This window comes from Corallococcus sp. CA047B, from assembly GCF_003612065.1.
GTDB lineage: Bacteria > Myxococcota > Myxococcia > Myxococcales > Myxococcaceae > Corallococcus > Corallococcus praedator.
In genome coordinates, this window is the sequence record NZ_RAWD01000020.1 from 36391 (window position 1) to 54616 (window position 18226).

Sequence of the window (18226 nt, forward strand, 5' to 3'; positions counted from 1 at the left end):
TGGTTAGCCCTTGTGCTAAGTATCTGGCCATGATACTTAGCCAATCGGAACAGTATCAAGAGCAGCTGAACGGCATCTTCCAGGCGCTCGCAGACCCCACCCGCCGCGCCGTCCTGGCACGGCTGGGCCTGGGCCCCGCGAGCATCAGCGACCTGGCGAAGCCCTTCGACATGGCTTTGCCCTCCTTCATGAAACACATCCATCTGCTTGAGGGCAGTGGATTGATCCGGACGCATAAGGAAGGCCGCGTCCGGACCTGTGCGCTGGAAAAGAAGCCGTTCGCCGCGGTCGAGACGTGGCTGTCCACCCAACGCGTCATCTGGGAAGGCCGCACCGACAGGCTCGAGCAGTTCGTCACCGCCACCCAAGACAAGGAAGAATCCAGATGAGCCCTTCTCCCCATCCAGAACTCGACCTGACGATTTCACGGATCATCAAGGCGCCCCGGTCCGTCGTCTGGAAGGCCTGGACGACGCCCGCGAGCTTCGAGCAGTGGTGGGTGCCCGCGCCGGCGCGCTGCAAGGTCGTGGAGATGGACCTCCGTGCCGGCGGCGCCCTGGTGACCCACTTCAGCGAGGACAGCGGTGACTTCATGCCGCACATGACGGGGTGCTTCCTCGCCGTCGACGCGCTCGAACGGCTCGTCTTCACCAACGCCCTGGTGGGGGGATGGCGGCCGGCCGAACAACCCTTCCTGTTCATGACGGCGAGCATCACGCTGAAGGACCACCCCCAGGGCACCGACTACGCCGTCCACGTGATGCACAGGACCCCCGCCGACAAGGACAAGCACCAGGAGCTGGGCTTCTTCGAGGGCTGGGGCACCGTCACGGAGCAGCTCGCCGCCTTCGCCGCGCGCCTGACCTAGGAAGTCCAGGCTTGAGCGGCGTGGCCGCAGCCCCTTCTCGCGGGTGGAGAGTTCACGGCTCTTGTGGGGAAATGAAAGTCCCAGGAAACTTCAGCCCACATGCCCCGACAATTTCTTCAAGAACCACCTACCAGGGGCGGCCGCCGCCCCGAGCGAGAAAAACCATGTTCAAGGTCAAGAGCAACCACACGTTCCTGAATCCCTCGCGCAAGCAGATTGATTCGACGACGCAGGGCAAGAAGAGCGACTACGCCCAGCAGGTCAGTGGCGTGAACCAGCTCCTCGACAAGAACGGCATCGGCATCTCCGACCGCTCCCGCAACAGCGTCCTGGACAACGTCGTCAAGGTGGAGCGCGGAGAGCGCAGCGAGGTCAACGCGCACCAGCGCGAGGCCCTGAACTTCGGCCGCGACGCCTTCCAGAGCGCGAAGCAGGGCCACGTGAAGCAGGCCCTCGTCGAGGCCTTCGGCTCCGGGCTCAACGCGGCGGGCTCCGTGTTCAAGTCCACGTACACGCAGACGCCGCACGAGAAGCAGGGCATCGCCCCCTGGTAACCCACGGCACGTGCAGTCCTCCCGCGTGAGCCGCGCCTGGCATTGAAGTCCGCCGAGGCGTGGCCACCCGGCATACCTCCGCGAAGCGACTCGAAGCCCTCCGAACCCGCACCCGGGCATGGAGGGCTTCGTCCGTGTCCACCCTCACGCCCCTAGGACCGCGCGCCGGACAAGCCCCCGCAGGTATTGCGCCGCGGGGTCGGCATGGGTGCGCTCATGCCAGCACAACGCGAGCTTGACGGTGTGCGCGGGGAACGGAGCGTTGACGGCGCGCACCCCCAGACGTGTGCCCTGCGCTGCGACGAGCGACTCCGGCAGCGTCGCGACGAAGTCGGTCGCTGCCACGACCGCAGCAGCGGCCGTGAATGAAGGCACCGTCAACGCGACCTCACGGCGGATGCCCGCGCGCGCGTACGCAGCACCGACGAGATCACGAAAGGCCTTGCCCGGCACCATCTCCACGCCCACATGCCGGAGCGTGCCGAGCACGCGCGCGGTCATGCGTGCGCCAGGCGCGGGATGGCCCCCCCGGGCCACGAGGACGGTGCGCTCCTCCAGCAACGGCTCGAAGTGCAGACCCGTGCCCCGTCCGGCGAGGCCGATGTGCAGATCAATCCGGGACGACGCCAGGTCGCCGAGTGAAACGAGCGAGTCGATGCCGACCACCGAGAGGCGCGCCCTGGGCATCTCCGCGGTCATCAGCGCGACGATGCGTGGCACCCAGGTGAGCTGTCCCGCATCCGCGACGGCGAGGGTGAAGGCACGCGTGCAGCCCGTCGGATCGAACGGGACCTCGTGAATCGCGAGCTCCAGTTCACGCAAGCCGCGCGCGATGGCGGGCGCGAGCGCGAGCGCCCGAGGCGTGGGGACGATGCCGCGGCCCTTGCGCGTCACGAGCGGATCCCCCAGCACGGAGCGAAGGCGGGCCAGGCCGTTGCTGACCGCGGAGGGCGTGACGTGGAGCCGGCTGGCCGCGCGCGCCACGCTGCCCTCGGTGAGCACGGTGTGGAGCACCAGGAGGAGATTGAGGTCCAGGGCGGTGATGGGATTGCTCACGGTTCGTGAGGTTAGCCCTCACGAACCATCACTACCAGGGAGGGTTCGACGACCCCATCATGTGGGCATGCACAGATTGCTCGGCGGGCTCATCGCGGGTGCGCTCCTCGCGTGCCACTCCCCCACCCTCCTTCCTTCACGGAGCACTCCCATGTCCACGGCGCATCAACTCCAAGTCCTCGACTCGTTCATCGCATACCGTGAATCCGGAACCGGCTCGCCCATCGTGTTCCTGCACGGCAACCCCACGTCCTCGCACGTGTGGCGCAACGTGATTCCACGGCTCGACGACCGCAACCGGTGCCTCGCGCCCGACCTCATCGGCATGGGGCATTCAGGCAAGCCCGACATCCCCTATCGCTTCGCGGATCACACGCGCTACCTGGATGCGTGGTTCGCCGCGCTCGACCTGCGCGACGTCGTGCTCGTGGGCTACGACTGGGGAGGTGTCCTCGCCCTTGACTGGGCGCGGCGGCACCCGGACCGCGTGCGCGGCGTGGTCGTGTTCGAGACGTTCCTCCGGCCCATGCACTGGAGCGACTGGCCTCCACAGGGCGAGCAGCTGTTCCGCGCGCTGCGCACGCCAGGGACCGGCGAGAAGCTGGTGCTCGAGCAGAACGCGTTCCTGGCGCGGTCGCTGGCGAACGGCGTCCTGAGCGGGCTGTCGGAGAGCGACCGGGAGGTCTATTACGCCCCCTACCCCGACCCGGCCTCGCGCCTGCCGGTGCTGCAGTGGCCTCGGGAGATTCCCATTGACGGAGCGCCCGCCGACGTCGCCGCGGTCATCGAGGCCTACGACGCGTGGCTTACACGCACGCCCGCGAAGCCCGCGCTCCTGCTGACGTTCGGTGACACCGGGCTCAGCGCACCGAAGATCGTCGAGTGGGCACGAAGCACGCTCCCGGCGCTCGAAGTCGTCCCACTCGCCCGCGCGGGACACCATGCGCCGGAAGACGCACCCGAGGAGATCGCACACGCCATCCGCGCCTGGCTCGTTCGCCACGCACTGTGAGCGCCGGGCTTCGACCTGACGTAGAAAGGGGGCATGGCCAATGCCCCCGACAGCATCCTGCTCTCCGCCGCCACGGTGGAGGGCGGCGAAGGACTCACCCAGCACATCCGCACCGGACACCACCAGTTCACCGCCGATGAACCGGTGGCACGCGGCGGCGCGGACCAGGGCCCCGCGCCGTACCAGCTCCTGCTGGGCTCGCTCGGCGCGTGCACGGCCATCACGCTCAAGATGTACGCGGAGAAGAAGAAGTGGGACCTGGGCAAGCTCGTCGTGCGCCTCAAGCTGATTCGCGAGCCCGCGGGTGAGCGCGTCGAGCGGGTCCTCGACTGCGCGGACACCGTGACGCCGGAGCAGCGCGCCCGCCTGCTCGAAATCTCCGCGAAGACGCCCGTCACGCTGACGCTGTCACGGGCCCTGCACATCGACACGCGCTTCGCGTCCACGGAGCCCCCCGGCTCCGCGACCCCCACCTGAGGCCAGGTGCCGCCGGGCCCGACGGCCCGGCGAGCACGGACCTCCAACCGCCGCCCTCAGGGCGCGGACTGCGCCGACACGCCGTCCTTGCCCATGGCCACCAGCTCCTCGCGCCGCAACAACAGACGCGCGTTGCTGTTGGGCAGGATGCGCACCTGGAAGCGGCGCTGGGCCATGTCGTTGGCCGTGAAGACACCCCGGTCGCTCACGAGCAGCAGGGCCGTGGGCACCACGTACCGCGCGGAGTTGTTGCCGTAGTAGTGCACCACCACGTGGTACGGCCCCGGCGCCGCCTTGCGCGCGTGGTACAGCTCCGGCCCCAGGCCGTCCGTGATGTCCCAGAACAGCTTCCCGCCCAGCCGCGTCTCCTTGTGCTGGTAGAAGCACTTCTCCCCGTTCGGCTCGATGACCCACAGGTCGATGTCCGTGCTGTCCGAGTTCCAGTGCGTGGTGAGCTGGTAGTCGATGGCCTTCGCACTGGTGAACCCCGACACCCCGCGAGACCCCGACAGCTCGGAGCGGCGCGCCCGCAGCACGGCGACCGTATCCTTGAGCTGCGTCTGCCGCTCCAACCCCGCCAGCAGCCGCGCGTAGTGGAAGGCCGCCACCGTCCTGACCTCGGAGCCATGCCGCTTCCAGGAGCGCGCCAGCACGATTTCGTAGTTCCGGGCCGCTTCCGAATAGCGCCCCGCCGCGTCCAGCGCGAGCGCCTCCTCCAGGAACGCCTGCGCCTCGAAGGGACGGCTGAGCCGCACGTGTTCGAACAGCTCCGCCGCCGCCGGGTACTGCCCCAGCGCCAGCAGGCCGTACCCCACCAGCCGCAGCGCCTCCGCGTCCTGCGAGCGCAGCTCCACCGGCGAGGACAGCGCCCGCACCGCGCCCCACGTGTCCCCCGAGAAGGCGCGCCTCCGGGCCACCGCCTCGTAGATCATCACGTCGTCCCGGTTCGCCCGCCGTGCGTTGCGATAGGTCAACTCGGCCTGGAGCCGCTCATCCCCGCCGGCGTAGGGCGCATCCCGCAGCGGCTGACGCTTGAGCAGCGGCGTGAGCACCGCCTTCTGTTCAGCCAGCCGGGCCACCACCGCGCGGCCACTCTCGGGCACCTCGTCCAGCGCGATGCCCAGCAGCTTGTCCCGGCGCTGGTCCTCTTCCCGGCGCCGCAGCGACTCCAGGTTCTGCAAGTCCACCTGCTCGTCGCGGACGGCATAGGACTGGTAGTCCCCCTCCGACTCCAGCACGAGCATGGACGCGCGGGCGTTGGCCAGCCGGTAGTGCTGGCTGAGCGCCACCACCATCCGGTCCAGCCGCTCGTCGTCCAGGGACACCAGCTGCGACACGAACAGCTCCGCCCAGGCCCGGGGCGCGAACGCGCTCTCCTCGTCACGCGGCAGGGGAATGCGCAGCGTGCGCTCGGGCCCGGTGCCCGCCTGGGTCACCACCTCCAGCGCCGCGTCCCCCTTGCCCGGCAGCCGCCCCGCCACCTGCAGCTCCTGCCCGGGGAACACGAGGCGCGGCCTGCCCGCCACCACCAGGTCCTTCACGTCCGTGCCCACCACGGACACGCGCGACAGCATCACCGACGCCGCGCGGTGCGCCTTCGCCGCGGAGTCCACCTCCGCCGCGGACAGGACGCTCACCACGCGGCCCCCGCTGGAGCGCGCCAGCGCGTCGAAGAGCTCCGTGTTCACCGCGGCCTCGCCGAAGCGGTACGTCACCCAGCGCAGCGACTCCACGCTGGGGTGCCGGGAGAGCAGCGCGTCCACGCGGCTCTGTCCCCAGGTGATGTTGCCGTCGGAGAGCAGGAAGGCCGTCACGCGCTCACCGGACGCAGCGGGCTTGAGCCACTCGCGTCCGGCCTGGTCCAGTTCCTCCAGCGCGCCGTCCACGTGCGAGGCACCCTCCAGGTAGATGCGCTCCAGCTCCGCGAAGCTCTCCTGGCGGTGCTTCGCGTCGTTCGCGCGGAAGCCCGGCCCGTGCAGCCAGCGGGGGCGCACGTCGAAGAGGAGCACCGCGTACTCCTTCAGCGTCGGGTCCTTCTCCAGCAATGCGCGCAGCGTGGCCGCCTGGATGGCCCAGGCGTTGCCGTCCTCGGAGGACAGCGAGGTGTCCACCACCAGCACCGCGCGGCCCGTGGGAGCGCCCTCCTCCCCCGACGTGAGCTGGGTGGGCAGTCGCACGCGCGCGTGGAAGGCATGACCGGGAAGGCCCGCGACGTCCCCGCCCACGAGGACATCCGCGTCCTCGTGACGCGGCTTCAGGGCCACCGACAGCGCCCCGTCTCCCGCCAGCTTCGGGAAGTCGTAGACCTGCCAGGCGTCGACCTTGCGGGCCTTCGCGCCCGACTCCGGCTGCACCGTGATCTCCGGCGCCTGTCGCGCATCCACATGGACGCGCGCGGTGACGCGCACCTGCGGGCCCGCGCCCGGAGGCAGCGGCCACGTGTAGCGCAGGCGCTGTCCGTCGAAGAGGAGCGTCTGCTCATACGCGATGACGACGCGCTTGAGGGACTTCGGCGGCAGCGGGAAGACGCGCGCGCTGAAGGTGGACGCGCCGGACCATTCAAGCAACGCGGGATCCACGTTGCGACGCACCACGTCCTCGTACACCTCCCGCGCGCGCTTCTGTTCCACGACGCGGGCCTCCTGGATGTTGCCCCAGGAGCGCTTCGCCCCTTGCGGCGCGGGCGGCGCGGAGGCGGTGAGCAGCGCGGAGTCCGTGGAGTTGTCGCCCAGCGGCGGCAGCAGCTCCGACGACTGGAAGAGCGACGGCGTGTCCACCGACACCGACCCCGAGTACAGCGCGAACCCGGCCACCGTCGCGCCTCCGGGCAGCGGGTAGTAGAACGTGCCCTCCAGGTTGCGGCCGGTGTCGTTCTCGAAGAGGTGGTCCACCACCGTCCGCGCGCGCGACCCCTGGATGTACGTGACGACGCGGATGGCGCGCGCCTTGAGCGGCTGGTAGCGACCGTCGTCGCTCATCACCAGCACCTTGGCGGCACGCGGCGCGGACTCCACGCGAGGAAGCACCGGCGTGGGGGCAGCCTTTTCGGCGACCGCCTTCTTCGCGGGCTCCGCCCGTTCGTATTCACCGTCGTCCCTGGGGGAGGGGCCAGCGAGCGCCTCGCTCCCTCCGCCTCGCCCGCCCTTGATGATCTGGATGATCTCCCGGCGCTTCTGCTCCAGCACGCGGGCCTCGGACGGGGCCGGTGCAGAGGGCGGCGGCGCACCCGCCGAGGCCCCGCTGCCGAGCTGACCGCCGACGACACCGCCAATCACGCCCCCAGCGACGCTGCCTTCCAGCCTGTCGGGTTCGGGCTCGCGAACCGCGGGCGCGGGACGCTCGGACCGGGACGGTCGGTTCTCAGGCATCGCGCGTCGCGGCGGGGGCGGTGGCGGCACCTGCCGGAGCATGGCCGCGTCCTCCCCCAGCCCGGGTGCATCCTCGTAGGCAGCCCCCGATGACGGCGGGGCGGCCGTTGGCACCGCCATGGCGACGTCGCTGGGGTCCTCGGCCTGGCGGCCATGGGGGTCCGAGAGCGCCAACAGCTCCTGCTCGGAGAGCACCTTCGGGTCCGCCACGGAGTCGCGCAGCGCCGCGAGGTCCACCTCGCCCGTGTCCGGCTGTCCCGCCGCGGTGACGGGCGCCACCAGTCCCGCCTGGGCGAAGGGCGCGGGCGCCGGGCCCGGAGCGGGGGGCGTCGAGGCGGACTTCGGCGCGGTGGGCGTCGCCGGATTGGACGCAGGAGCTTCGGAGTCCCGCTTGCAACCCGAGGCGAGAAACCCCGTCAGCAGCAGGAGCGTGGCGGTGCGGAGCAATTGCATGGAGGGGACGCTAGCCCATCTGTTCCGGGCCGGCGCACCACGGCCAGGACATGGCCGATCCATGACCCGACGATGACGAAGCCCCTGGCCCATGACCCGGTGCGCCACCGCGCCAGGTTCAACGTCTTTCCAGTCGCTCCATTGCCAGACGCTCACGCTGGAAAAACACGGAGAGCGCAGTTTACAGAAATCGGCGGTCGCGCTCCCCGTAGACTCCGGGGCACCAACAAGCGCGGGTGCGCGGGAAGTCTTGGGAGACGGCAGGTGGCTGGGATGCGATGGCGGGTGCAGGTGCTGGGGCTGGCGCAACTGTGGGGCCCTGAAGGACAGCGGATCCGACTGGAGCGGCGCGCGGCGGCGCTGCTGGCGTGGTTGGGATTGAAGGGGCCTTCGCCCAAGTTCGCGCTGGCGGCCCTCCTGTGGCCGGACTCCTCTCCCACCACCGCGCGCAACAACATGCGGCAGTTGCTGCGCCGCCTGCGCCTCGCCAGCGGTGGGGAGGCCCTGGTGGAGGGCGACACCGAACGTCTGGCATTGGTGGCGCCGTCGGACGTGGACGTCGCGTGCCTCAAGGCCGCCATCGAGGCCCAGGCGTATGAGCGGGCCCTGGAGTCCGTCGGGGCCGAAGGCAGCACGCTGCTGGCGGGCTTCGACTTCGATGACGGTCCGGAGCTCGCGCGCTGGCTGGACGGGGCCCGCGCGGGCGTCGAGGGCTGGGTGCGCGAGGCGCGCGAGGCACGCATCGGCCACCTCACCTCCGGAGGAGATTGGACCGCCGCCCTGGGGCTCGCGCAGGCGTGGGCACGCCAGGAGCCCGAGTCCGAGCAGGCGGGACGCCACCTCATCCGCCTGCACTACCTCCAGGGAGACCGGGGCGCGGCGCTCGCGGCCTTCGAACAACTGCGCAGCGTCCTCTCCCGCGAGCTGGGCGTCCCCCCCCTGCCGGAGACGCTGGCGCTGGTGCGGGAGGTGGAGAAGGGCACGCAGCGCCCCTCCCCCACCGCGGTCACCCGCACGGCCCTGCCCCTGTCCGTGCTGCGCCCTCCGGTGCTGGCGGGCCGGGATGCCGCGTGGCGACAGCTGGAGGCCGGCTGGGAGGCGGGCCAGATGCTGTTCATCTCCGGTGACCCAGGCAGCGGCAAGACGCGGCTCGCGGAGGAGTTCGCGAGCTCGAAGGGACGCTGGGGCCGCATCGAGGCGCGGGTGGGCGACAGCGACGTGCCGTTCGCCTCACAGGCTCGCGCGTTCCGCACGCAGATGGCGCGCTGGCCGGACGTGAAGCTGCCGGACTGGGTGCGCACGGAGCTGTCGCGCATCCTCCCCGAGCTGGGGGAGACGCGGCTGCTGCCGCCGTTGGACTCCGAGACCGGGATGCTGCGCTTCTACGACGCGGGCGCGGTGGCGCTCCAACTGCTCCACGAGCACGAGGACATCAGCATCGCGGACGACGTGCAGTACTGGGACGCGGCCAGCAGCAAGGCCTTCTTCTACGGGCTCCCCCGGATGTTCGAAGCCGTCTCCAGGGGTGCCCAGCCCCTTCGCTTCATCGACTGCTACCGCCGGGATGAGCTGTCCGCCCAGACGCGGAACCATGTGGCGCGGCTCCTCGACGCGGGGCTGGCACGCATCGTGGATCTGGAGGCGCTGACGGGCGATGAGGTGAAGCGCATGGTGGCGGCCATGGGGCTGCCCGGCGCGGAGGCGCACGCGGAGGACCTCACGCGCTACACGGGCGGCAATCCCCTGTACGTGGTGGAGACCCTGAAGCACCTGCTGGAGACGGACTCGCTGCAGCGGGACTGGCCCCAGCGGCTGCCGCCTCCGGGACGGGTGGGCCCCCTCATCCAACTGAGATTGGAGCGGCTGTCCGCGCTGGCGCTCCAGTGCGCCCGGCTCGCGGCGCTGGCGGGCGCCTTCTTCCGCACGTCGCTCGTGCCCCGGGTGCTCCAGGTGACGGCGGCGAGCGCGCACGAAGCGCTCGCGGAGCTGGAGTCGGCCCAGGTCCTGATGGCAGAGCGCTTCAGCCATGACCTGGTGATGGAGGCCGTGCGGGCCGCGATGGAGCCCGGAGACGTCCGCGTGCTGCACGGCCGGCTGGCCACGGCGCTGGAGGAGGATGGAGCCCCCGCCATCCTCCTGGCGCATCACTGGCTCGAAGCGGGACGGGTGGAGCGCGCGCTGCCACACCTGCTGGCGTCAGCGCACTCCGACGAACAGGTGCTGCCCCCGGAGGAGGCAGCGGAGCACTACGCGCGGGCCGCGGCCCTCATGTCGGCCACGGGCCAGCAGGAGGACGCCGCGCGGGCGCGGGCCGCCGAGGCGCGGTGCCGCCTCCAGGCAGCCGCCGCCAGCCCCTTGAGGCCCGTCCAGGCCCCGCCCGGGAAGGCGCGGTAGTTAGCCCGGGGTGCCGTGCGTCAGCCCCGGGCCAGCAGCGTGTCCAGGCGCTCACGGTAGCCCCGGCTGAGCTTCAGCGTGGTGCGATCCCTGAGGATGACCTGGTACTCCCCGTGGAGCAGCGGGCGGAGCTCCTGGACCCGCTGGAGGTTGATGACGGTGGAGCGGTGGATGCGGACGAACCGCGCGGGGTCCAACCGGGCCTCCAGGTCGCGCAGGGGCTGGCGCACCAGGTGGCTCTTCGCCCCGGTGTGCACCTGGACGTAGTTGTCCTCCGCCGCCATCCAGTCCACGTCGTCCACGGAGAGCAGCGTCACCCGCCCCACCTCCCGGATGACCAGCCGCTCCAGGTAGCGCGGGGCCTGGTACGGTCCGGGCAGCGTCTCCACGAGGCCCGCGAGCTGCCGCACCAGGTGCTGGATGCGTCCCCGGCGGACATGCTCCTTCGCGCGGTCCAGCACCTGGACGAACCGCTCCAGGAACAGGGGCTTGAGGACGTAGTCGAGCGCGCGGGCCTCGAAGGCCCGCAGGGCGTACTCCTGCCTCGCGGTCATGAAGACGACAGCGCCCGCGCACGTGCTGCCGGCCTCGCGGAGCACCTCGAAGCCGTCCAGGCCCTCCAGGGCCACATCCAGGAAGAGGATGTCCACGGGCTCGCGCCGCAGGGCCTCCACGGCCCGGCCCCCTCCTTCGTGGATGCCCGCGACGACGACCTCGGCATCGGTGTCCAGCACCGAGCCCACGAGCCGCCGGTTCTCTGAATCCCCGTCCACCACCATCACGCGAATGGGCTTGGACTCGAACAATCCCTCTCGAACAACCATGTCCCTCACCTGTTCCTCCAATGCCGGACGGCCCGGCCGCCGTCCGCGCGCGCATGACGTCCAGGACGCCACGCCACTGACGTTGATGGATGACCGCGCTGTGAATCATTGGCGTTGGCCAGCTCGCGGACGCCGTGGGCCGCTTCGTCACACGCCTGGAGCCACTGGCGGCACGGCGATGTCCCGTGTCCGCCGATGCCGGTATTCCTCAAGGCGCTCCGGCTCACCGGGGCGGCGGCCACGCCGAGGCAAGCTACACGGACACGGGGCACTCGAATGACGTCTGGGGCTTCCCGCAGCTCCCCGGGAACACGCGCATCGTGCAGACCCTCACCTGCGTGGGCGACACGAGCGGCAACGAAGCCGGGACACGGACGGGGTGCGAGGCGGTTCTGCATGACCTGACGCTCACCTTCTGACGTCAGGCGTGACGGAGGCGTGACGGGCGGCGTTCGGGAAAGGGGGCCCGGGCGCCGCCCCGTCACGCCGCCTCAAGCCCCTCCGGCCGGCGGTTCAGTTCAGGTGGTGCGCCGAGGGGCCCGGGGTTAGGTTGCGCGCCATGTACTTCGAGACCTTTTCCCAGATGAAGAAGATGCTTGGGCAGATGGACAAGTGGCTGGAGACGGCCGCGACCTTCGCCAAGACGAAGTCCTTCGACCCGAACATCTACCTCGGGTTCCGGCTCGCGCCCGACCAGCTTCCGTTCTCGCGCCAGGTGCAGATCGCCTGTGACTCCGCGAAGCTCGCGGCGTCCAGACTCACCGGCAAGGAGGCCCCTTCGCACCCCGACACCGAGCAGACGCTTGAGCAGCTCAGCGCCCGCATCCGGTCGGTGATTGCCTACCTGGACGGGTTCTCCGCCAAGGACTTCGAAGGCGTGTCCGAGCGCGTCATCACCCAGCCGCGCTGGGAGGGAAAGACGATGACCGGTGCCAACTACTTCCTCGAGCACGCGGTCCCGAACTTCTTCTTCCACGTCACCCACGTGTACGCGCTGCTCCGCCACAACGGCGTGAACCTGGGCAAGGCCGACTATCTGGGCGCGCTCAGCCTCCGCGCGCCCTGAGCCGTCCGGCTCACTCAATCTCCACGACGCAGGGTCCCAGCTCCAGCAGGAGCGGTTGCCGCGCTGGGACCCGCAGGCGCTCACCCGGCGTTGACGCGGTGTTCCCGCCCGCCGTGAGGGTGCCTTCCACCACCTCGACGAAATAGCAGGGGTGGTGACCCCCGCCGACCGTCACCCGCGCGTGCACCGGCGCCACCCCGTCCTGGTCCACGACACGAGGCTGGCACCCGCGAACGGAAGGCTACTGGAAGCTCACCTTGCCGTCCCGCTGGTAGCAGACGTGCGGCGTGCCATCCGTGGGACGGATCGCCACGCTCGGGCGCGTGGCTTCATCCACCGTCCCCAGTTGGGTATACGCCCAGAACCCCTGCGCGTCCGGCGTGGCGAGTTCCATCGCCGGCCCGTTGCGCAGGACGGCGGCCGGCTTGCCCCCGCCATACGCCAGGGACGAGGACGCGTACTTGTAGTCGACCGGGGAGGCGCTCACGGTGCTGGCCGACAGGGGCGTGCCCACCGTGATGTCCTCGATGGCGACCCGGTCGCCGTCATTGATGCCGTTGGCCATCGAGAGCAGGTGCTGGCCCTGTCCCCAGACGAGCGAGTTCCAGGCACCAGAGGAACCGCCATCCTTCACCTTGAAGGATTCGATGGCCGAGCCCCGGATGACCCGCAGGTAGTTGCCCCAGACGCCGCTGGCGAATTGGTTGGTCAGGAGATACAGCGCCCCGGTCGCGTCGAAGACCGGGTCTGCCGTGAGGATGGACGTGGTGAGGGGCAGCAGCGAGCTGGTCCAGGTGTTGGCCCCCGTGCGGGTCGTGACCCGGACGGTCCCGAGGTTGCTGTTGGCGGAGACGATGACCGGTTGCTGTCCCTGCGCGGGGTTGAGCGCGATGCCCATGCGGGTCGTCGGCGCGAGGTCCGCACTCTCGCGAATCCATGCGCCATTGACGCGCGTGGCGTAGCCGATGCGGAACGTGGCGACCGCCACGGGGCCGGTGCTCTTGAGATAAGCGACGTGCGGCGTGCCGGTCGCCGCATCGAGCGCCAGCACGGGATCCGTGATGAACATGCCACCGGTGTTGAAGCCGGGACCGTCAATCTGCTCCGTCTTCCACGACGTGCCATCCCAGCTCGCGTACCAGAGGGTCTTGTGGGTGTCGTTCGTGTAGACGGCGTGTCCCTTGCCCGCGTCGTCGAACGCGAGCTTGCAGGTGCTGCCCGTGACGTCCGGCCCCGGGTCGATCCCCGTGCTGGTGGCGAGCGGAGACGCCACCACGCTGAAGTGGAAGGACCCCTCCGCCGTCTTCCCGGACTCCGTCTCCACGGAGACGGACAGGGACGCCGTTCCCGCCGGAGGCAGCGTCCAGGTGACCTGCTCCACATCGGACGCGATGACCCCGGCGTTGGTGCTCCAGCGCACCGACTTGAAGGCCTCTCCCGAGGCGACGATGCGGAAGCGCTCCGGCGTACCTTCCACGTAGGGGCCCGCGCCACCCTCCCGCTCGATGAGCAGCGCCAGCTCCCCGGGGCCGTGCGAGGCAATGACCTCCACGGGTCTGGGCTCACGGTCGCAGGCAGAGAGCAAAGGCAGGCCACTCAACATCAGCATCCAGGGCAAGAACCTCTTCTTCAACATCGCTCACATTCCTTGTTGGGGGGATTCAGCCCCACCGTCAACGGACGAGCGTTCAGGAAGGTTTAAGCGAAATGACTTTCTTGCGCGGTGAGAGGAATCAACGCGCCTTCGGTCGGTGTTGGGATTCCACCTCGGATTGCACGGGCATTCAGGTAATACAAAACACGCAAGGATGACCTGCCCCAACGGGAAGGCTACGGCGCGGACGACACCCGCCTCAGCGCGTCGGTGAGCACGCGAGCCGCATCCGCCGGCAGGTCGAGCGAGCGCCAGGCCACATACCCATCCGGGCGGATCAGCGAGGCGCCCTCCTTCCCCAGGCCCAGCGACTCGCGGAAGGCGTCCGCGTCCAATGGCCACACGTCGACGCCAAGGCGGAGACACTGGAGGCCCAGGCCTGGCTGTCTTTCGGCCTGCTCCACGGCGGCGCACCACCGCGAGTCCCCGGCGAACAGCACCCAGCCCTGCTGGAGCAGGTCGAGCGTGGAGCGCCGCGCGTCGCCGTCGGACACCCACGCATGCGGCGCGCGCGTTCCGGGTTGACCGGCCCACTGCTCCGGCCTCGCCGCGGGCGGGAGCGTGTCGCTGGCGTCGAGCACCGCCGTGGACCGGTACAGTTGCCCGAACTCCATCGCGTCGTCGTCGAGGATCCGCGCGTCCCCGGCGGTCCCGGCCGCGTCCGCCTTGTAGTCGGCCCGGGCGAAGATCTGCTGGTGTCGGAGCCACGCGATGGGCCGGCGTTCGGCGTCGTAGGTGTCGAGCAGGGACGGCGTCGATGCACCGGAGAGCACCGAGGCCAGCTTCCACGCGAGGTTGTGGGCATCCTCGATGCCGGTGTTCGCGCCGTAGCCACCCCGGCTGGGCGGAAGGGTGTGCGCCGCATCCCCGGCCAGGAACACCCTGCCAGAAGAGAAGCGGTCCGCGATGAGCGCGCTCAGCTCCCAACGGCCCGTGGTGATGAGCTCCACCTCCAGGTCCGACCGGCCCACCGCCCTGCGCACCAGCGCGCTCAAGGTGCCTTCGTCGCGCTCCTCGTCATCCGAGAAGATCAGCACCCAGCGGCCGTCGCCATAGGTGGTGAGGAACGCGCTGAACCCCGGCTGCTCAATCTGGAACTGCGTGACGCCCGCCTGGAGGTACTCCTCCAGCGGCGCCCGGAACAGGACGCTGCGCACCGTGCGCATGTGGCCCCGGCCATCACGGCCAATCTTCAAGGCCTCGCGGATCGGACTGCGGTGCCCGTCCGCCGCGATGAGATAGGCCGCGCGCAGCGTGTACTCCCGTCCCCCGCGCTCGCGCAGCCACGCGGTCACCCCTTCCGCGTCCTGTTCGAACCGGACCAGCTCGGTTTCGAGCCGGATGTCGGCGCCAAGCTCCACGGCCCGCTCCCGGAGGATGGGCTCCAGGCGGTCCTGCGCGAGCGCCGTCCCCGTGCACGGCGAGTATTCGAGGACGGGCGCGTCCGGCTTCCCGGGCGTCCACGCGGACTCCTCGAACCACGTCCCCGCGAGGCTTTCGACCCGGGCCCGGCGCAGCCGGAAGTCAGGAGGACTCTGGGGGATGCGCTGCCCCAGCCCGACCGCCCGGAACAGCTCCATCGTCCTCGGCGTGTAGCCAATCGCCCGGGGATGCGGCGAGCTGCCCGGGTGCCTTTCCACCAGCACCGTCGGCACGCCCCGCCACGCCAGGAACATCGAAGCGGACAGGCCCACCAGGCCGCCGCCCACCACCAACACCGAAGTCGAGTCCATCTCGGGAACCTCCATTTATACACCGCATCGACAGATACAGTGTATAAATGGCCGGCCCGTTGTCAATGCAGGGTCGATGGGGCAAGACCCTCCGTGATGACCCAGAAGCCGCGTGCGCCGGAGTCCGCCCTCGTCTGGGAGCGTCCCGAACCCACCAGCCGTCCCGCGCCGGGCCCCCTGAGCCGGGAGCGGATCGTCCATGCCGCGCTGGAGCTGGCGGACGCGGAAGGGCTCGCGTCGGTGTCCCTGCGCAAGGTCGCGGCCGCGCTCGATGCGGGGCCCATGCGGCTGTACGGCTACCTGTCCACCAAGGAGGAGCTGCTGGAGCTGATGGTGGACGCCGTCTATGGGGAGATGGTGTCCGCAGGGCCGATTCGCGGCGCGTGGCGCGAGGCGCTCCGCTCCATCGCCCACCGCACCCGGCAGGCCGCCGCGAAGCACCCGTGGCTCATCGACCTGCTGGTGGGCCGTCCCCACCTGGGCCCCAACGCGCTGGCGCATCTGGAGGCGTCACTCGCCGCGCTGAGCAACACCCCGGGCTTCAAGGACGACATCGACGCCGTCATGCAGGCCGTCGGCACCGTCAACGCCTACGTGGTCGGCGCGCTCCGGAGCGAGGCCAGCGAACAGCGCGCCACGCTCGAAAGCGGGATGAGCAAGACGCAGTGGCAGAACGCCACGGAGCCGTACATCCGCCGGATGATCGACACCGGCCGCTTCCCGACGCTCGCCAGGGTGTTCCGGGACGCCACGCACCCCTCCTTCGAGGTCGTCTTCGACAAGGGCCTGGACTGCGTGCTCGACGGCATCGCGGCGCGACTCGCGCGCTGAACGCAAAGGAGGGCTCCCATGGCGATTGAGAAGGCACTGCTGCTCATCGCGGACATCGGCGGGTACACCCGCTTCATGAAGCACCACCGCTTCGGGCTCGCGCACGCGCAGGACACGGTGGCGCAGTTGCTGGAGGCGCTCATCGACGCCTCCGGCCGGTTCAAGCTCGCGAAGCTGGAGGGGGACGCGGCCTTCTTCTACGCCGTGGGGGACGACACCACGTCCTTCGCCCAGCAGGTCACGGACATCCGGCGCGCGTTCCTCGCCCGGCGCGAGCGGCTCATCATCGACCGCATGTGCCGGTGCGACGGGTGCATGCAGGTGGACGCCCTGACGCTCAAGTTCGTGGCCCATGCCGGCGAGGTCGCCTTCCAGCGGGTGAAGCACCTCACCGAGCTCGCGGGGGTGGACGTCATCCTCGTGCACCGGATGCTGAAGAACGACGTGCCGGTAAAGGAATACGTCCTGATGACGGACACGGTGCGCCAGGGGCTCGCGCCGGAGCTGCGCCAGCTCACCCGGGGGCTGGAACACGACTTCGAGGGCATGGGCCTCACCGCGACGCACTACATCGACTTCCATGAAGTCGCAGCGGCACTCCCCCAGGCGCTGCGCCCCAGCCTGCCGCGCAGGCTCTGGTCCAAGCTGCTGCTGGAGCTGCGCTCGCTGAAGTACGTGCTCGGGTTCAAGAAGCCCTGCGAGGACTTCCGCAACGTGGAGATCGTCGACGTCCAGGCCCCCTGAAGACAGCCTTCAGGGACCGGCCGGCGCTCACGCGTCCGCTACTGCCACTTGTAGACCACCCCCTGGGCGTTGAGGCCCCACACGTTGGTGGCCCACGGCTCACCGTCCGAGCCGACGGAGAGCTGGCTCACGCAGCAGCCCTTCTTCTCCCACGCGGAGCCGGTCCACTGGAACAGCGAGAGGCTGTCGCTCCTGCCGCCTGTTGGGGCTGCAAGCGTCCGCCGCCCGCCGCAACGCCTCTCGCTGACGAATGCACGCTGCGCGCCGGGACCGCCCCGCTGCGCTCAGGCCTCCTCGGGCATGCGCAGGCCCGCGAGCTTCCGGTCCGCCAGCACCGAGTGCAGCTCGCGAATCCGTCCGCTCGCGTCCACGTCCACCCGGATCACGGTGTTCACGGCGACCAGCGGGTCCTTCGCCTTTTCGAACACCGCCACCACCGCGGGCAGGCCGTTGAGCATCCGCACCGCCACCGCCCTCGGCGCGCCGCGCATCTCCAGCAGCCGGCGGAAGAAGATGAGCACCCGCTGTGCTCCGAGCAGCGGAACGTGCGCCGCCCGCACCACGCCGCCCCCGTCCGTCAGGGCTCGGACATCCGTGGCCAGCAGGGCCTCCGCCGCCGCCACGTCCCCCGACAGCAGCGCCCCCAGGAAACCCTCCAGCGCGGCCCGGGTGCGCTCCTGCAGTTCCCGGGTGGGCACGCAGCGCGACTGGTCATACGCGGCCATCGCCGTCCGCGCGCGGTGGTGCACCACCTTCACGTTCACCTCGCTCATGCCCAGCGCTTCGGCCACCTCGCGCACCGAGTAGTCGAAGACGTCGCGCAGCAGCAGCACCGCGCGCTGCTTGGGCGACAGCGCCTCCAATGCCAGCAGGAAGGCGAAGGAGACGCTCTCCAGCAATTCATAGCGCCCTTCCGTCGAGCCTCCTCCGGGAAGCCGCGCCTCCGTCGAGGGCGGCACCTCTTCGTCCCCCGTCTCCACCAGTGACGGCAGCCACGGTCCGACGTAGCCCTCGCGACGGCGCCGCCGCAGGTGGTCCCTCGACAGGTTCACCGCCACCCGCGCGGCTCAAGTTCGTGGCCCATGCCGGCGAGGTCGCCTTCCAGCGGGTGAAGCACCTCACCGAGCTCGCGGGGGTGGACGTCATCCTCGTGCACCGGATGCTGAAGAACGACGTGCCGGTAAAGGAATAC

Annotated in this window: 17 protein-coding genes and 1 pseudogene; 11 read left to right on the forward strand and 7 right to left on the reverse strand. The window is 70.2% G+C overall.

Annotation, left to right across the window (positions count from 1 at the left end; translation table 11 throughout):
• Positions 1 to 29 precede the first annotated feature (29 nt).
• The 3 genes from D7X74_RS05750 to D7X74_RS05760 all read left to right on the forward strand — a co-directional run bounded on the left by D7X74_RS05750 (position 30) and on the right by D7X74_RS05760 (position 1422).
• Complete coding sequence (locus D7X74_RS05750; RefSeq protein ID WP_120531902.1) at positions 30 to 389, forward strand: helix-turn-helix transcriptional regulator; 360 nt, start codon at positions 30 to 32, stop codon at positions 387 to 389.
• Positions 386 to 868 carry an SRPBCC family protein gene (locus D7X74_RS05755; RefSeq protein WP_120531903.1) on the forward strand — a complete coding sequence of 161 codons (483 nt, stop codon included), beginning with the start codon at positions 386 to 388 and terminating at the stop codon, positions 866 to 868. Before D7X74_RS05750 ends, D7X74_RS05755 begins: the two co-directional genes overlap by 4 nt.
• Before the next feature lie 164 nt (positions 869 to 1032).
• Positions 1033 to 1422, forward strand: coding sequence for a hypothetical protein (locus D7X74_RS05760; protein ID WP_120531904.1), 390 nt, complete (start codon positions 1033 to 1035; stop codon positions 1420 to 1422).
• A 144-nt stretch (positions 1423 to 1566) separates the two neighbouring features.
• Here the strand turns inward: D7X74_RS05760 and D7X74_RS05765 are convergent, their stop codons facing one another.
• Positions 1567 to 2478, reverse strand: coding sequence for a LysR family transcriptional regulator (locus D7X74_RS05765; RefSeq protein ID WP_120531905.1), 912 nt, complete (start codon positions 2476 to 2478; stop codon positions 1567 to 1569).
• Between the two features lie 151 nt (positions 2479 to 2629).
• On the opposite strand from D7X74_RS05765, the gene D7X74_RS05770 reads away from it, so the two are divergent.
• A complete protein-coding gene (locus D7X74_RS05770; protein ID WP_120531906.1) occupies positions 2630 to 3490 on the forward strand; it encodes a haloalkane dehalogenase in 861 nt (286 codons plus the stop codon).
• 33 nt (positions 3491 to 3523) lie between these two features.
• Entirely contained in the window at positions 3524 to 3967 is a 444-nt protein-coding gene (locus D7X74_RS05775; protein WP_120531907.1) for an OsmC family protein, read from the forward strand.
• Between the two features lie 56 nt (positions 3968 to 4023).
• Here D7X74_RS05775 and D7X74_RS05780 read toward each other — a convergent pair whose 3' ends face one another.
• Entirely contained in the window at positions 4024 to 7788 is a 3765-nt protein-coding gene (locus D7X74_RS05780) for a VIT domain-containing protein (RefSeq protein WP_120531908.1), read from the reverse strand.
• A 273-nt stretch (positions 7789 to 8061) separates the two neighbouring features.
• On the opposite strand from D7X74_RS05780, the gene D7X74_RS05785 reads away from it, so the two are divergent.
• Entirely contained in the window at positions 8062 to 10182 is a 2121-nt protein-coding gene (locus D7X74_RS05785) for a BTAD domain-containing putative transcriptional regulator (protein WP_120531909.1), read from the forward strand.
• Positions 10183 to 10202: 20 nt separating this feature from the next.
• Here the strand turns inward: D7X74_RS05785 and D7X74_RS05790 are convergent, their stop codons facing one another.
• Positions 10203 to 11006, reverse strand: coding sequence for a LytTR family DNA-binding domain-containing protein (locus tag D7X74_RS05790; RefSeq protein ID WP_120531910.1), 804 nt, complete (start codon positions 11004 to 11006; stop codon positions 10203 to 10205).
• A 185-nt stretch (positions 11007 to 11191) separates the two neighbouring features.
• Between D7X74_RS05790 and D7X74_RS05795 the strand changes: the two genes are divergently transcribed.
• Both D7X74_RS05795 and D7X74_RS05800 read left to right on the forward strand, forming a co-directional pair.
• Complete coding sequence (locus D7X74_RS05795; RefSeq protein ID WP_120531911.1) at positions 11192 to 11425, forward strand: hypothetical protein; 234 nt, start codon at positions 11192 to 11194, stop codon at positions 11423 to 11425.
• A gap of 140 nt (positions 11426 to 11565) precedes the next feature.
• On the forward strand, positions 11566 to 12072 hold the full coding sequence (locus D7X74_RS05800; RefSeq protein WP_120531912.1) for a DUF1993 family protein: 507 nt from the start codon (positions 11566 to 11568) through the stop codon (positions 12070 to 12072).
• Positions 12073 to 12082: 10 nt separating this feature from the next.
• Here the strand turns inward: D7X74_RS05800 and D7X74_RS05805 are convergent, their stop codons facing one another.
• From D7X74_RS05805 to D7X74_RS05815, 3 genes are all read right to left on the reverse strand, one after another.
• Positions 12083 to 12268, reverse strand: coding sequence for a hypothetical protein (locus D7X74_RS05805; protein WP_233601986.1), 186 nt, complete (start codon positions 12266 to 12268; stop codon positions 12083 to 12085).
• A gap of 45 nt (positions 12269 to 12313) precedes the next feature.
• Positions 12314 to 13708: a hypothetical protein gene (locus tag D7X74_RS05810; protein ID WP_120531913.1), complete on the reverse strand. Its 1395-nt coding sequence runs from the start codon at positions 13706 to 13708 to the stop codon at positions 12314 to 12316.
• 194 nt (positions 13709 to 13902) lie between these two features.
• Positions 13903 to 15459, reverse strand: a complete 1557-nt coding sequence (locus D7X74_RS05815) for an FAD-dependent oxidoreductase (RefSeq protein ID WP_199741774.1) — start codon at positions 15457 to 15459, stop codon at positions 13903 to 13905.
• A 96-nt stretch (positions 15460 to 15555) separates the two neighbouring features.
• Between D7X74_RS05815 and D7X74_RS05820 the strand changes: the two genes are divergently transcribed.
• Both D7X74_RS05820 and D7X74_RS05825 read left to right on the forward strand, forming a co-directional pair.
• Positions 15556 to 16290: a TetR/AcrR family transcriptional regulator gene (locus D7X74_RS05820; protein WP_120531915.1), complete on the forward strand. Its 735-nt coding sequence runs from the start codon at positions 15556 to 15558 to the stop codon at positions 16288 to 16290.
• Positions 16291 to 16308: 18 nt separating this feature from the next.
• Complete coding sequence (locus D7X74_RS05825; RefSeq protein ID WP_120531916.1) at positions 16309 to 17034, forward strand: DUF2652 domain-containing protein; 726 nt, start codon at positions 16309 to 16311, stop codon at positions 17032 to 17034.
• 284 nt (positions 17035 to 17318) lie between these two features.
• Here the strand turns inward: D7X74_RS05825 and D7X74_RS05830 are convergent, their stop codons facing one another.
• Entirely contained in the window at positions 17319 to 18092 is a 774-nt protein-coding gene (locus D7X74_RS05830; protein ID WP_233601987.1) for a sigma factor-like helix-turn-helix DNA-binding protein, read from the reverse strand.
• Between the two features lie 8 nt (positions 18093 to 18100).
• On the opposite strand from D7X74_RS05830, the pseudogene D7X74_RS05835 reads away from it, so the two are divergent.
• A pseudogene (locus D7X74_RS05835) lies at positions 18101 to 18226 on the forward strand (DUF2652 domain-containing protein); the annotation flags it as partial.

Excerpts from the sequence above, each read along its gene's own strand:
- D7X74_RS05750 (WP_120531902.1), top strand. The coding sequence starts at position 30 with ATGATACTTAGCCAATCGGAACAGTATCAAGAGCAGCTGAACGGCATC.
- D7X74_RS05755 (WP_120531903.1), top strand. The coding sequence starts at position 386 with ATGAGCCCTTCTCCCCATCCAGAACTCGACCTGACGATTTCACGGATC.
- D7X74_RS05760 (WP_120531904.1), top strand. The coding sequence starts at position 1,033 with ATGTTCAAGGTCAAGAGCAACCACACGTTCCTGAATCCCTCGCGCAAG.
- D7X74_RS05770 (WP_120531906.1), top strand. The coding sequence starts at position 2,630 with ATGTCCACGGCGCATCAACTCCAAGTCCTCGACTCGTTCATCGCATAC.
- D7X74_RS05775 (WP_120531907.1), top strand. The coding sequence starts at position 3,524 with ATGGCCAATGCCCCCGACAGCATCCTGCTCTCCGCCGCCACGGTGGAG.
- D7X74_RS05780 (WP_120531908.1), bottom strand. The coding sequence starts at position 7,788 with ATGCAATTGCTCCGCACCGCCACGCTCCTGCTGCTGACGGGGTTTCTC.
- D7X74_RS05785 (WP_120531909.1), top strand. The coding sequence starts at position 8,062 with ATGCGATGGCGGGTGCAGGTGCTGGGGCTGGCGCAACTGTGGGGCCCT.
- D7X74_RS05790 (WP_120531910.1), bottom strand. The coding sequence starts at position 11,006 with ATGGTTGTTCGAGAGGGATTGTTCGAGTCCAAGCCCATTCGCGTGATG.
- D7X74_RS05800 (WP_120531912.1), top strand. The coding sequence starts at position 11,566 with ATGTACTTCGAGACCTTTTCCCAGATGAAGAAGATGCTTGGGCAGATG.
- D7X74_RS05810 (WP_120531913.1), bottom strand. The coding sequence starts at position 13,708 with ATGTTGAAGAAGAGGTTCTTGCCCTGGATGCTGATGTTGAGTGGCCTG.
- D7X74_RS05815 (WP_199741774.1), bottom strand. The coding sequence starts at position 15,459 with ATGGACTCGACTTCGGTGTTGGTGGTGGGCGGCGGCCTGGTGGGCCTG.
- D7X74_RS05820 (WP_120531915.1), top strand. The coding sequence starts at position 15,556 with ATGACCCAGAAGCCGCGTGCGCCGGAGTCCGCCCTCGTCTGGGAGCGT.
- D7X74_RS05825 (WP_120531916.1), top strand. The coding sequence starts at position 16,309 with ATGGCGATTGAGAAGGCACTGCTGCTCATCGCGGACATCGGCGGGTAC.